11 protein-coding genes and 4 pseudogenes are annotated in these 13,051 nt (G+C 64.8%); 10 read left to right on the top strand and 5 right to left on the bottom strand.

Going from position 1 to position 13,051, the window contains the following annotated elements:
• The first annotated feature begins 97 nt into the window (after positions 1–97).
• The 6 genes and pseudogenes from DR_RS15975 to DR_RS15950 all read left to right on the top strand — a co-directional run bounded on the left by DR_RS15975 (position 98) and on the right by DR_RS15950 (position 5,282).
• The gene (locus tag DR_RS15975) at positions 98–1,081 is read left to right on the top strand and encodes an IS4-like element ISDra1 family transposase (protein WP_010884020.1); all 984 of its coding nucleotides are present in this window, start codon (positions 98–100) and stop codon (positions 1,079–1,081) included.
• A 2-nt stretch (positions 1,082–1,083) separates the two neighbouring features.
• A pseudogene (locus tag DR_RS15970) lies at positions 1,084–1,344 on the top strand (tyramine oxidase); the annotation flags it as partial.
• Positions 1,345–1,519: 175 nt separating this feature from the next.
• Positions 1,520–2,386, top strand: a pseudogene (locus tag DR_RS15965) (hypothetical protein); the annotation flags it as partial.
• 192 nt (positions 2,387–2,578) lie between these two features.
• On the top strand, positions 2,579–3,211 hold the full coding sequence (locus tag DR_RS15960; protein WP_010884034.1) for an RNA ligase family protein: 633 nt from the start codon (positions 2,579–2,581) through the stop codon (positions 3,209–3,211).
• Complete coding sequence (locus DR_RS15955) at positions 3,208–4,065, top strand: TIGR02452 family protein (RefSeq protein WP_010884064.1); 858 nt, start codon at positions 3,208–3,210, stop codon at positions 4,063–4,065. The genes DR_RS15960 and DR_RS15955 overlap by 4 nt, the downstream gene beginning before the upstream one ends.
• Positions 4,041–5,282, top strand: coding sequence for an AAA family ATPase (locus DR_RS15950; protein WP_010884033.1), 1,242 nt, complete (start codon positions 4,041–4,043; stop codon positions 5,280–5,282). The genes DR_RS15955 and DR_RS15950 overlap by 25 nt, the downstream gene beginning before the upstream one ends.
• Positions 5,283–5,365: 83 nt before the next feature.
• Here DR_RS15950 and DR_RS15945 read toward each other — a convergent pair whose 3' ends face one another.
• On the bottom strand, positions 5,366–6,154 hold the full coding sequence (locus DR_RS15945; RefSeq protein ID WP_034351235.1) for an alpha/beta fold hydrolase: 789 nt from the start codon (positions 6,152–6,154) through the stop codon (positions 5,366–5,368).
• Positions 6,155–6,323: 169 nt separating this feature from the next.
• Between DR_RS15945 and DR_RS15940 the strand changes: the two genes are divergently transcribed.
• Positions 6,324–6,662 carry a hypothetical protein gene (locus tag DR_RS15940; protein WP_010884031.1) on the top strand — a complete coding sequence of 113 codons (339 nt, stop codon included), beginning with the start codon at positions 6,324–6,326 and terminating at the stop codon, positions 6,660–6,662.
• Positions 6,663–6,701: 39 nt separating this feature from the next.
• On the opposite strand, the pseudogene DR_RS16430 reads toward DR_RS15940, so the two are convergent.
• The 3 genes and pseudogenes from DR_RS16430 to DR_RS15930 form a co-directional block, all read right to left on the bottom strand.
• A pseudogene (locus tag DR_RS16430) lies at positions 6,702–7,019 on the bottom strand (DNA polymerase III); the annotation flags it as partial.
• Positions 7,020–7,234: 215 nt separating this feature from the next.
• Positions 7,235–7,396 (bottom strand): annotated as a pseudogene (locus tag DR_RS16425) (hypothetical protein); the annotation flags it as partial.
• A gap of 20 nt (positions 7,397–7,416) precedes the next feature.
• Positions 7,417–8,445, bottom strand: coding sequence for an RNA ligase (ATP) (locus tag DR_RS15930; RefSeq protein WP_010884030.1), 1,029 nt, complete (start codon positions 8,443–8,445; stop codon positions 7,417–7,419).
• A 303-nt stretch (positions 8,446–8,748) separates the two neighbouring features.
• On the opposite strand from DR_RS15930, the gene DR_RS15925 reads away from it, so the two are divergent.
• A complete protein-coding gene (locus tag DR_RS15925) occupies positions 8,749–9,780 on the top strand; it encodes a GGDEF domain-containing protein (RefSeq protein ID WP_162150140.1) in 1,032 nt (343 codons plus the stop codon).
• 182 nt (positions 9,781–9,962) lie between these two features.
• Here the strand turns inward: DR_RS15925 and DR_RS15920 are convergent, their stop codons facing one another.
• A complete protein-coding gene (locus DR_RS15920) occupies positions 9,963–10,688 on the bottom strand; it encodes a Dps family protein (RefSeq protein WP_010883959.1) in 726 nt (241 codons plus the stop codon).
• A 199-nt stretch (positions 10,689–10,887) separates the two neighbouring features.
• On the opposite strand from DR_RS15920, the gene radS reads away from it, so the two are divergent.
• Positions 10,888–11,547, top strand: a complete 660-nt coding sequence (gene radS, locus DR_RS15915) for a two-component system sensor histidine kinase RadS (RefSeq protein ID WP_010883958.1) — start codon at positions 10,888–10,890, stop codon at positions 11,545–11,547.
• Positions 11,544–12,899 carry a two-component system response regulator RadR gene (radR, locus tag DR_RS15910; RefSeq protein WP_010883957.1) on the top strand — a complete coding sequence of 452 codons (1,356 nt, stop codon included), beginning with the start codon at positions 11,544–11,546 and terminating at the stop codon, positions 12,897–12,899. The genes radS and radR overlap by 4 nt, the downstream gene beginning before the upstream one ends.
• Positions 12,900–13,051: the final 152 nt, after the last annotated feature.

Below are 13,051 nucleotides of genomic sequence, written 5' to 3'. Positions count from 1 at the left end.
TGCCCAGCAGGCTACCGCACTCACCGGGCACTTCAAAACGCATGCCAGTCACCTCCGCATCGATACACTCCAGCGCCTCATTGACGTCCTCCTGGCGATGATTGCCGCGAGGAGCGTCAATCATCACGACCTGAGTGCCCATATGCCGGGGATGAGTACCCCGCAGGGCAAGAAGAGACGAGCAGACCGCACCTTCCGGGATGAGCAGCTGGACAGGGGCTTTTTCATCGCTCTGCTTGTCGTCCATCTTCCACCGGGGAAGGTTTTGCTAAGTCTGGACCGCACCAATTGGGAGCACGGGGAAACGCCCATCAACTTTCTGGTGCTTGGAGCCGTGGTTCACGGCTTCACCCTGCCGCTCATCTGGGTGCCTCTCGACCAGTCTGGGAACAGTCACACCTACGCTCGAATGTGGCTGGTGTTGAAGCTCCTTCGGGCCTGGCCAGCGAAACGCTGGCTGGGTCTGGTGGCCGATCGGGAGTTCATCGGCGCGGAATGGTTCCGCTTTCTTCGTCGTCAGGGCATCAAGAGGGCAATTCGTATCCGACAGACCGACATGCTAGACGACATGAATGGGAAAGAGTGGTTTGAGCACGTCCAGCACGGTCATTTTCACGAGATTGGCGAAAAGGTGTTCGTGTTCGGGGAGTTGATGCGGGTGGTCGCAACGAGGTCACCCACAGGTGACCTCGTCATCATCGCCACAGATTTCAGTGCTCGGAAGACCTGGAGGCTCTACAAACAGCGCTGGTCGATTGAGTGCACCTTCAGCAGTTTCAAAAAGCGAGGCTTTGACTTAGAGCGAACCGGAATGACGGAAAGGAGCCGTCTACAGCGACTCTTCGGACTGGTGACATTGGCTTGGATGTTCTGTTTGCGCCTGGGGGTCTGGCTGAGCCAGACCTGGCCCATCCCCGTTCTGAAGCATGGTCGGAGAGCGGTCAGTCTGGTGCGGCACGGTGCTCAGCATCTCGTGGATGCCCTCCGGTGGAAACCCCAACAGTTCATGGCGATCCTGGAGGTGTTCATCCAGGCTTTTTGCCCGCCAGGAGCGGCTGAAAGTGAAGTTGTCACCTACTGAGCTGGAAAAGTGCCTTCGACGCGGGCGAATACGGCCTGGGCAAAGTCGCCAATCAACTGGAACTCGGCTGCGATTGCCTGGGCCTGATTCGCTACTTCGACATTCCTGCCGCTGACGATTTCGGGCAGCCGTTCATCATGAAAAACGCCGTGTGCATGCACGAGGAGGACTACGGCACCCTCTGGAAGCACAACGAGTTCCGGGTCGGCATGCACGAGATGCGCCGCTCGCGCCGGCTGGTCATCTCGTTTTTCGCCACCGTCGGCAATTCAATGGTTCGTGCAGTTTTGTGGTCGTTAGAGAAGGCGATCAAGATTTTGCTGTTTAGGACGCTGCCTGCGCTCCCCTCTCCCAACCTCCCCCGCAAGGGGGAGGGGCAAAAAACGCCGTGTTTATCGCAGCTTGGGTAGCTGAACTCCAAAACTGCACAGACTATTGGGCAATTACGATTACGGCTTTTACTGGTACCTCTACCAGGACGGCACGATTCAGCTGGAAGCCAAGCTGACCGGCATCATCCAGACCGCGGCCATCGAACCGGGTCAGCCTTACCCCTACGGCGGCATGGTCGACGAGGGGCTGGGCGGCCCGACCCACCAGCATTTTTTCAATGCCCGGCTCGATATGATGGTCGACGGCGTTCAGAACTCGGTCACTGAACACGAGTTTCAGCCGGCGCCCTGGAGCGACACCAACCCCTACGGCAACGTCTTTCATACGACTAGCCGCACCCTGACCCGCGAACTCGACGCCTGCCGCGAGGCGGACGGCAAGACCGGGCGCTACTGGAAAATCATCAATCCCAACGTCAAGAACTCGGTGGGCAATCCCACGGGCTACAAACTGATCATCAACCCCAGCCCGCTGATGCTCGCGCGCGAAGGCTCGACCGTCCGGCACCGCGGCGGCTTCGCCACCAAGCACATCTGGGTGACGCCGTGCCATGAAAACGAGAAGTACGCCTCGGGCGACTACCCCAACCAGCATGCCGGCGGGGACGGCCTGCCCAAGTACGTGCAGCAAAACCGCAACATCCAGAACGAAGATCTCATCGTCTGGCACACCTTCGGCCACACCCACGTCTGCAAGCCCGAAGACTTCCCGATCATGCCGGTGGAATACGCCGGATTCATGCTCAAGCCCAACGGCTTTTTCAGCCAGAACCCGGCCATGAACCTGCCGCGTGACCGCAACGCCCACAGCGTGCAGGACGGGGCGCCGGCGTCAGGCGGCAGTTGCTGCTCGGGCACCACGCAGGTTGGTGATGACGTTCTGCCGATTGAGACGCCGCCCAACGAAGGCTAGTCAGGCTAAGAAGAACCGATACAGCTTAGAAAAGCGGGTGGATGGGGACGTGTCCTTGCCGCTCGCTTTTCTTTCGTGGGGACCGCACAAGTCGGCGACCGGACAGCTAAGCCACAGCGCTTACCCCACCTGACCGTCAGGCCGATGCCGTCACCCTCAGGTTTTCTCTACTCTACGCAGCAGTGATCCTGTATGCGAGTCAAATACCCTTCCATCCCCCACCTGCCCTGGTCGCCGGGCCTCCAGAACGATGACCGCCGCATCACGTCGCTGAGCGGATTTATCGGCAAGGAGGTCGTCGTGACCGAGAAGCTCGACGGCGAAAACACCAGCCTCTACCGTGATGACCTGCACGCCCGCAGCCTCGACATGCGCCCGCACCCCTCACGGACCTGGGTCAAGGCCGAGCGGGGCCGCGTCGCCCACGACATCCCGCTCGGCTGGCGATTTTGCGGCGAGAACGTCTACGCCGTCCATAGTTTGAAATACGACGATCTGGACGGCTATTTTTACCTCTTCAGCGTCTGGGACGACCTTAACGTCTCGCGGCCCTGGGACGAGGTGCGCGGATGGGCCGAGCGGCTCTCTTTGCCCACCCCGCGCGAGCTGTACCGCGGCCCCTGGGACGAGGCCGCCCTTCAGGCCCTGGACCCCGACCCGGAACGGATGGAAGGCTACGTGGTGCGCGTGACCGCCGCCATTCCCTACGCCGACTTCGGGCGCAAGGTCGCCAAGTGGGTGCGGCGCGGGCACGTGCAGACCGATCAGCACTGGCTGAGTCAGCCGGTGGAGCCGAACGGTCTGAAGCGCCAGGAGCAGTCATGAACCGCAAAAACCGTACCGAACAGGCCCAGGACACGCTGAACATCCTCCGCACGGGCCAGTCCGTCACCGGGTCGGGTCCGGTGAGGTTGCCGGGTCTCGCGGCAATGCGGCAAGGCACGCGGCTGTTCACGCCGGAGCAGGGAGAAGACCTACGAGAAGCCTTACGCCGTCGCCGGGGCAGCTTTCAGACGACCTGTGAGGTCACGTCTGAGACGACGTTTGCGGCGGCGCGTCGCCTGCGTGAAAAGGCGTCAGCACTCGCAGCGCTCAACTTCGCCTCGGCCAAAAACCCCGGTGGCGGTTTTCTGGGCGGCGCGCAGGCCCAGGAAGAAGACCTGTGCCGTGGCAGTGGGCTCTATTTCAGTCTGACCTCACCCCAGGCCGAGCCTTACTACGCGGTCAACCGCCAGTCCCACTCGGCGCTCTATACCGACCACCTCATTTACAGCCCGCAGGTCCCCATTTTCCGGGATGACGCGGGGCAACTGTTGCCCGCGCCGGTGCCGGTGAACATTATCACCGCGCCGGCCCCGAACGCTGGAGCAGTGGCCCAGAGCCGTCCTGAGCAACTGCCGCAGGTGCTGCCGACACTGCGGGAACGGGCCCGGCGGGTTCTGGGCGTCGCCGCCTGGATGGAGCAGACGCATCTGGTGCTGGGAGCGTGGGGCTGCGGCGTGTTCCGCAACGACCCGGCGGGCGTGGCACGCACCTTCCGCGAGCTGCTGGAAGGGGAAGCCCAGGGCGCTTTTGAGCACGTTACTTTCGCCGTCCTCGACAATCATCCTCAGCACCCGACGCTCGGCGCGTTTCGTCGCGAGCTGGAGTCCTTATGTCTGCCCTCATCTACCTCCTGACGCGGCCTGAGCCCGTCACTTTCGACGAGCTGAGCGCCGAACTGCGCCCGGTGTTGCCGCTGCTGGGCGAGTTGCCGCACACCCCGCAGGACCCCGAGTGGCACGCCGAGGGCGACGTGGCGACCCACTCGGCGCTCGTACTGGCGCGGGCGCACGAACTCTCGGAAGGCCTCGACCCCTTTGACCGCGCGGCCCTGCTGCTGGCCGCCGCCCTGCACGACATCGGCAAGGCGCTGACCACCCGCGAGGAGCCCGAGGGGAGCAGCGGGCAAATACGCTTGCGGTCGCGCCAGCACGCGCGGCGGGGGCGGGACTATCTCGCGTACCGCCTGCTCGACACCGGCCTTGCTCCCAGGCTGATTTTGACCGTGCTGGAACTGGTGGCGCATCATCACAGCCTGCACCGCGCCGCCGAAAGTGAACTGGGGCGCGGCGTCTTCGCCCTGGCGCGGCAGGTGCCGTTGCCCCTGCTCGTGCGGCTGGCGAAAGCCGACGCGCGGGGCCGCGAAGTGCGCGGCGGCGACGGCAGGAAGGGAGAGGACACCGCCGACTATCTGGAACTGCTTGCCCGTGACCTCGGCGTCTGGAACGTCACGGACCCCTACGCCGCCTTTCGCGCGGAGATTGCGGCCCTGCTGCCCGGCGCGCCGCCCGAGTTGCTCGCGCTGGCGGTGGGCCGGGGAATTCAGGATTGGGAGGCCGGGGTGATTCACACGCCGCACGAGGCGGTGGCCCGAGTGCAGGAGGCCGCCCGCAGCGGGTTTCCGCGCCTAACGGTGCTGTGCGGTCCCTCGGGCAGCGGCAAAAGCACGTATGCCCACAGCGTCCCGGACGCCGACCTCATCAGTCTGGACGCGCTGCGGGCCAAGCTCGGCAAAAACGCGAGTGACCAGCGGGTGAACGGTCAGGTATTGCAAGCCGCCCGCGAGCAACTGCGCGAGGCCCTGCGCCGGGGGCGCCACGCCGTCTGGGACGCGACCACCCTGCGCCGCAGCCAGCGCGCCCAGGTGCTGGGGCTGGGCTACGACTACGGCGCTCTGACCGAGCTGCACGTGCTGTGGACGCCGCCCGGTCAGCTCGGAGCACGCATCAGCGGGAGAGAGCGGCAGGTGAACAGCGCAGTCCTCGCCGACCAGCTCCGGCTGCTGGAATTCCCGGAAGTGGGCGAGGCGCACCGGCTGACCTGGGACACTTTGGAGGGGGAGCTGAGCGGCTAAAGAGGAAGGAGAAAACGGTCCGCGCCCGTGAGCTGGGCGTAGGCCGTCACGCGCTTTCTCAGCCGCTTACGAGCCAGCCGTACTCAAACCGTCGCCAGCCAGTCGAGGATTTCGCGGTTCAAGCGGTCCGGTTGTTGGACCATGACCCAGTGCCCCGTCGGCAGGCCCACCACTTTTCCGCCGGGCAGACGCTCTACCTTCTGAACCCAGCGCGGGGTATGAAACATGACGGGTTTGCGCTCGCCGTAGACGAACAGCACCGGGCAGCTCGGTGAAAACGACTTGGCCTGCCGCGAATAGGCTTCCTTGCCGCCGAACCACATCTGAAAGTAGGGATAGTTCATGCCGGCGGTCACTTCGCGCGTCTTTTTCGGCACGTGCATCAGGCGCATCAGCACCCGGGTCATCAGGTTTCCGAGGCCGCCACCGATCCACCAGGCGAGGGCCAGCCACCACTGGTAAGCGATGGTAAAAGCCAGGGCTTTGGGCGTCTGCTCGAAGCGGTCGCCCACGTCCACACCGATAATTTTGGAAACCCGCTGCGGAAAGCGCCGGGCAAACTGATAACCGAACATGCACCCCCAGTCATGCAGCAGCAGAATCACGGGCCGGTCGGGAGAAATCTGCTCGACCACGCGGCTCAGCAAACCGGTCAATTCGTCGAGGGTGTAGACCTTGCGGGCATTCGGTTCCTCGAAGCCAGGCAACGTCAGCCGCACGCACCGGTAGCGGCCCTTGAGCGCCTCAACCTGGGCGTCCCACAGGCGGTACGTGTCCGGCCAGCCATGCACCATGAGGATGGTTTCCGGGCCGCTGCCCTCGATATAGAGCGTGGTGTCGTCGACGCAGATCTGCTGGTGTTCCTGACGCATAGGCTTCTCCTGGGGGCCGCGCGGCAGCTTGAAAGGGCCTGCCGCAGGCGTCCTTATCCTCCTGGGCGGGCCAGGGGCGCCGGGTCTCCCCCACCTGAGCAGCCGTTCACGTTTGTGACAAGCTGCTGCCAGAGAATGGCCTTCCTCCACCTTCCCTACACTGAGCGGCATGGACCTCAGCGAACTCGCCCACCGCATCACGTACCGGGCCTACGAACTCGACGGCGACGACCTCGACAGTCTGGCTGGCCTCTGCGGGCTGATGAGTTGGCACACCCTGATCGCCCCACTCACCTTTCAGGAGTTCGGGACTGAAGATGGGCGCACGCTGCTGTGCGCGGCGGACGAATCGGGCCTGTGGATTACCCTGACCGACGGAGCTGCCGGAGTTCCGACTTCGCCCGACACGTTTCAGCTCTCGCTGGCCGAAGACCTGCTGAGCGAGCCGGTCTACACCCTGGACGTGGTGAATGGTCACGTCGTTCAGACGGCGCCTGGATTGAACTGAAGAGGGATTTCAGTCGGGGTGCATGTCTTCCCAGATTATCTACGTGGGGTCCTGCGGCCAGTGCCCCTCACTCACCAGCTGGGCGACCAGAGCCGCGATGTTCCAGGCGTCGTCGGCGCCGCGGTGGTGCGCTCCTTCGAGTGGCAGCCCGGCGTGGGCGAGGGCCTGCGCCATCCCCGCTTTCCTGAGGGAATACGCCTCGGCGTAAGCGCGTTTGGCATTGGTGTGGCGCGCACTGAAGGGAAAGCGAACGCCGCCGACCGCCTGCCGCTGAATTTGCCTGCGGTCATAGTCGCCCCAACTCGCCCAGGGCCGGGAATCAGTGTGGTACTCGGCCCGCAGCAGGTCGCACGCTTCCCTAGAGCATTTGACAAAAAGATGGCACAGCTTTTTGGCGAGCGGACTGGTACAGCTCGCAGAGAGCGAGGACAAAACAGGGAGCAGAACGAACTTGCAAAGCTGCGAAGCAGAGAATGGAGCGGGTGGCGGTGCTGTTCCGACGCACGCGTAATTCGCAGAACTGCTCCAAAGCTGACGCCAGAAGCGGCTTCCTCCGGCGTGATGCCGGTCAGCCGGGTGCAGAACGCGCTGACCTCGGAGTGTTCCGGCCTGACCATCACGCTGCGCTTGCCCGTTCGTTCCAGCGTTTCCAGATTCAGCACCACGATGCCGATTTCGATGATTTCGCTGTGCTGACCCGCCGGGGGCTCCCCTTCCCAGCAGGTCGCTTCCACGTCCACCACGTTGAGCAGGGTCACGAGTACTCCTCGCCCGTTTCCTTTTTGGCGTAGGCGTCGGAGATGAGCTTGACGCTCAGATCGCTGCCGTCGGCGGCAAAGCGCGGGACTTTAGGCGCGACCACGACGCCTTCGCGGATGTGCAGCCCCTTCCCGGAAACGGTCTCCAGGCCGCCGCGCAACTTGCGGACAGTGGCCTCGTCGAACGGCCCTTCGTACAGCACCGGGACCGCGTGGTCGAGAACCCACTGCGGCCAGTCGCGGCGGGGCAAGCGCAGGCCGTCATAAACCACCTTGAACACGAAGACCGTGGGTTTGTGCTGACCGTAAGAAAAGCCCTTCTGAACGGGAACGACTTCACCGAAAATCTGCACTTCGCCGCCGGAAAACGCCGCGTCGGCTTCAGCAAAGAGGTTGCTGTTGCGGGCCGCTTGCCAGTAGACGTTGCTCGCCGCTTCCCGCAGGGTCAGGCCGCCGCGCGAGAGGCCCTTGGACGTGACCAGCCAGCGGCCCTCCGCCGTGCGGAAGTAGACGCCCTGGGTGCCGTGAAGCTTCTCGGTAACCATCACCTCTTCACCGCTGGCAAATTCGCTGACGTAGATGCCGAACTGCTCGACATCGTGGTGCTTGTAGTGCTGCGCCGGGGGCCGCGGCTCGACTTCGCCCGCCATGCTGACCGGGACGGGCGGTTCCCAGAAGGTGATGCCGAGGCGCTCGGCGAGGTCTTCCCCGAACGGGGCGTCTTCGAGCCCGTCAAGCGGCAGAATCACGCCCTGCGACACCTCGCCACGCAGGCGCACCGAGCCCACGCGGTTTTTCTCGGCGCCGTGCAGGTAGCTCGCGCCGGTGTCCGCGTTCGTGTAGAGCCCGGCCAGCTGCGGGGGCAAGACGGCCTTCTCGGGGGCGATGACGATGGGGTCGCCGTCCCGGTATTCGCCTTTGCGGACGACCAGTTGAAAGGTTCCGACCTTGCAGAGTTCGAGTCTCTCGGCATTGGGGTGGGGAAAAAGCTGGGCGCGTTCTTTGATGACTTGCCGTTCGGCCATGATGGGGTCTCCCGGGCAGGCTTCGGCCTAGCCCTGAGGCAGCCTAGCGGGCGCAGCCAGGCCAGAGCATCAGTCAAATGGGCGGCGCGGCTAGGCCAGGTGCCGCAGCGCCTTCAGTGGCTCTTGTCGCCTGTTACGCTGACTTCAACCTCGGGAGCGTGGGCAGCAACTTGAGCTTGCCTAGCGGCTTCTTCCTCTCATTGACATTCAGTTGCCAGAATCAAGCGACGTGAGACCTTAATGTTCCTGAGTGAGACTCCGATTTCAAGAACTTGTGACCCTCAGTCGGTTACGTTGCCGCTCGTGACTTCGCAAGCCCCCTCTTCCCAAACGCGCGGCAACTCGGGCCAGCGCTGGCTGGTGTCCGTGCTGGCCCTGGGGGCACTGGCCGTTCAACTGCTGGCCTTCATCCGGTCCTGGCGCAAACACGACGAGTTTCAACTGCTGGTGGGAAGCGGCGGGATTGCGCTGGTCATCGCTATTTTTATCGTCAACTGGCGTCTGCCCAGTCCCATGTCGCTGGTCTGCAGGCTGGCGGTGCTGACCCTGAGTGGGCGCATCGCCGCCGACATCGTGCAGGACCTGCTGGAACATTCATGGACCGGCAGCATCGTGCTGCTCGAAGTCCAGATTCTCGGTATGGTGCTGTTTGCCATTTTGCCGACCCGGCTCGCGGCGCCGTTTTCGGCTCTGCTGTATGTCCTGACCGTCGCCAGCGCCGTGAATGCAAATGTCCGCGTGCCGACGGAGCTGGGGCTGCTCGCCGTGGGCCTGGGCACCGCCGCGTTCGCCGCCCGCTACAGCCACTATGTCAACGAGGAACAGGTCCGCAGCGCCTACCTCGAAGGTCAGCTCGCTTGGGACGCCCTGACCGGCACCCTCAGCCGCCGGGGGCTGGAAAAGAAACTCGGGACGCTCTGGCGCACCTCGTCGCCGGAGCAAACCCTGCTGCTGATGGTGGATGTCGACCACTTCAAGGGCGTCAACGACTCCTACGGACACCTGACCGGCGACCAGGCGCTGCAAATGATCGGCGTGACGCTGCGGGCCGCCGCCTCAGAACATGCACTTATCGGTCGCTGGGGCGGCGAAGAATTTGTGATGGTGTTGCCGTGCCAGAGCGCCCGCGAACACCAGCAGGTCACCGAGCAACTGCTGCACACCATCCGCACGCTGCGGGTAGACCATCTTCCGCCCCTGACCATCAGCGCGGGGGGCGCCACCTTCGCCGAGGCGCCCAGCCTGGAAGCGGTCATCGCAATGGCGGATAGCCGGCTCTATCAGGCCAAAGATGGAGGACGAAACCGCGCCGTCTTGCCGGTGCCGGTAGAGTGAGGGTTTTAGGCGCGAGAGGTCAGGCCGAAGCTCCAAAGAGCGCGGCTTCACCTCCTGATGAGAGATACAGCCACAACCAGTCCCTCCAAAAGCAAAAACACGCCCGGCACTGTTGACCGGGCGCATTTTCAGTTTCTGTCGCTTACAGCTTCAGCAAACGACCCTTCTCGGTGATGCTCGGCTCAGCGGCCACGCAGCGGCACGGGCTTGCCGTTGTTGATGTCGAAGCCGGTGTTGGGGTCGGTCGGCGTGTTCTGCAAGAAGGCGCGCATCTGCCACTGGTACTTCTCGATGATGTGCTCAACTTCCTGAAGCAGGTTGGCGGTGGTGGGGTCCACCTTTTCCACGTCGCCGACGCGCTGGTGGATGCGCTGGCCGACCGTTTCGTACTGGTAGGTGAAGAACTGGATGACCTGCGCGTCGTCGAGGAAGCCGCCCGGAATTTCCGGCAGGCGCGACGCCGCCACGATGGTGATGGCCCGCCCGTCGCTCGACGCCCCGACTGACAGTTGACGCTCGGCCACGTCGTCGGCAAACTTGCTGATGCCCTCGTAGTGGTCTTGCAGCAGTTCGTGCAGCGTGTACCACAGTGTGCCCGACACGTTCCAGTGCGCCTGCTTGGTCTGGAGTTGCAGGGCTTGCAGCTCGGTCAAGGTGTTTTGCAGCGCCTGGACGCTCTTTTTGAGGTCTTCGGTGCCCGCCGCCGGCAGCGTGGTCGCGCGGTTGTAGGGCAGCGGCGAAGCGGTGTTGGTGTTCTGCGCGGTGGATTGCCCGGTGTTGGGGGCGGGCGTATTGACGTTGGTGGACGGCACGCCATTGCCCGCGGACTGGGCGCCGGCGCCTCCGGCCAGGGCCGTACCGAGGAGCAGGCTGGAAACGACCACAACAGTTTTCACAGAATGACGCATGTTTTCTCCTTATCATCGTGCCGGGTCGGCACCTGCGTCCGACGATAGGAAGCGCATGTTAGGCGAGTGCAAGAAAAATGCCCTCCTAAAGGTCTGCTCAACGGGCCGAGTGCGTGCCGGTCCTTACGGTGCTCCGGCCCCTGCTCGCTAGGATGAGGGATGCCCAGCGTGAACCCACTTTCCGGAGGACGATAAGGCGGTGCGGCTGCTGCTGGTGGAAGACGACCCCCGCATTGCCCTGCCTACGGTGAGGGCGCTGGAAGAAGCGGGGCACGAGGCGGCGTGGGAGCCCGACGGCGTGCGGGGGCTGGCGGCGGCGCGGGCCGGGGCCTTCGACGCGCTGCTGCTCGACGTGATGCTGCCGGGGCTGGGCGGCTTCGAGCTGGCGCGCGAGCTGCGGGCGGGGGGCGCGGAGGTGCCTATCGTCTTCCTGACCGCGCGCAGCGACCTCGCAGACCGGGTGGAAGGGCTGGACCTCGGCGGCGACGCTTACCTCGTCAAGCCCTTCGAGCTGCCCGAGTTGCTGGCGGTCTTGCGGGCTGTGGTGCGCCGCCGCGCGGCCATGTGCAGCGCCCGTATCGAATTCGCGGGAGGACAGGGCCGCCTCGACACCAGTGGGCGTCAGGTGTGGTGGCAAGGCGAACTGACCGGGCTGACGGCGCGCGAGTACGCCTTGCTTGAAGCGCTTACGCTTTCCAGGGAGCGCTGGTTTACCCGCGAGGAACTGCTCACGAAAGTCTGGGGACCGGAGTTCAGCGGGGACATGCGGGTGGTGGATGTCTACGTGAGCTACCTGCGGCGCAAGCTCGCGCCGGAGGCCGTGCAGAGTTCGCGCGGTCTGGGCTACCGGGTGCCATGACCATCCGCACCCGTCTGGCGCTGGGCGTGGCGCTGCAAACGGCCATCATCGTTTTGGTGGTGGCGGCCGTGCAGTTTCTGGCGCTGCGTTCCTTTCTGGTGGCCTCCGAGTCCCAGCGGCTCGAAGGGCTGATGCCGCGACTGACGGCGGAACTCGACCACCGGCCACTGACAGCCAGGCCGCCGCTGGTCATCACCTCTTTGCCGCGCAACGTGGACGCGCGCGTGGTTCAGGGAGGCCAGGTGGTGGCCGTAACCGACGAGTTTCCGGCCCTGCCGCTGACGCTGCCCGCCGGGTACGCGCCGCGCGCCGGGCATCAGGTGCTCGTCGCTCCTCTCGTTCTGCGCGGCCAGCCCGCGACCGCCCAAATCGCCAGCGATGTGCTGGGGGTGGTGGACCCACTGCGCGCCTACCTGCGGGCGCTGGCGGTGACGGTGCCTGCCGCCGCCTTGCTGGTGGCCCTGCTCAGCTCTGCGCTGGCGGGCCGGCTGCTGCGCCCGGTGGCCCGCTTGCAGGCGGCGGCGGCGCGGCTCGGGCAGGGCAACAACCTGCGGCTTCCCCTGCCCGGCGCAGGCCGCAGCGACGAACTGGGACGACTTGCCGATACGTTGCAAACTTCTTTTACGCAACTCGCCGACGTGCGTGAGCGCGAGGAAGAGTTCACCCGCGCCGCCGCCCACGACTTGCGCTCCCCGCTGGCGGCCCTCAAGGTGCGTCTGCAAGGGTCGCTCGCCACGCCGCGCAGCGAGGCGGAACTGCGCGAGAACATGCGTGAAGCCCTGGCCGACGTGGACCGGATGCAGCGCCTCACCGACCATCTGCTGCTGCTCGCGCGCGGCACCCGGACGGTGCATCTGCGGCCCGTGGACCTCGCTGATCTCGCCGGAGAAGCGGTTGACCGCGCGCGCGAGACGGCGCCGGACGTGCGGCTGGACTTCGAGACCTGGGGAGACACGCTCATTCCCGGAGACGAAGCGCTGCTGACCCGGCTGCTCGAAAACCTCATCGGCAACGGCAGGCGCTACGGCCAGGGAGCGGACATGACGGTGCGGGTGTGGGGCGAACCCGACCGCGTGAGGCTGACCGTTCAGGACGCAGGGCCGGGGGTGCCCGCCGAAGCCCTGCCCCGCCTGACCGAGCCCTTTTATCAGGTGGACGCCGCCCGCAGCGGTGAGGGCAACGGTCTGGGGCTCGCCATCGTGGACCGGATTGTGCAGCTACATGGCGGCACCGTCCTGTTCGAGGCGACGCGGCCCCGTGGGTTGTGTGTCACGGTGGACTTGCCGCGCCCCCAGCCCACCAAGAACACGACCTGCGCAGCCTCACGCGCCAGAGAGCCGTTCAGGACCTGACGAAAGCAGGGCCTGCAAAAATTCAAGCCAGGCCCGTTCCCATTTCAGAGGCCAGACCAACACTCAACATGCGCCCGACCATTCCGAGAAGATGCTCCCAGCGCGTGGCTGACCAACGTGGCGGTACTGGTGCAGGGCAGCCCGAGCGGGTG

Origin of the sequence: Deinococcus radiodurans R1 = ATCC 13939 = DSM 20539 (genome assembly GCF_000008565.1) — a bacterium.
In the GTDB taxonomy this organism is placed as follows: domain Bacteria; phylum Deinococcota; class Deinococci; order Deinococcales; family Deinococcaceae; genus Deinococcus; species Deinococcus radiodurans.
This window is presented reverse-complemented; position numbering and strand designations above follow the sequence as displayed.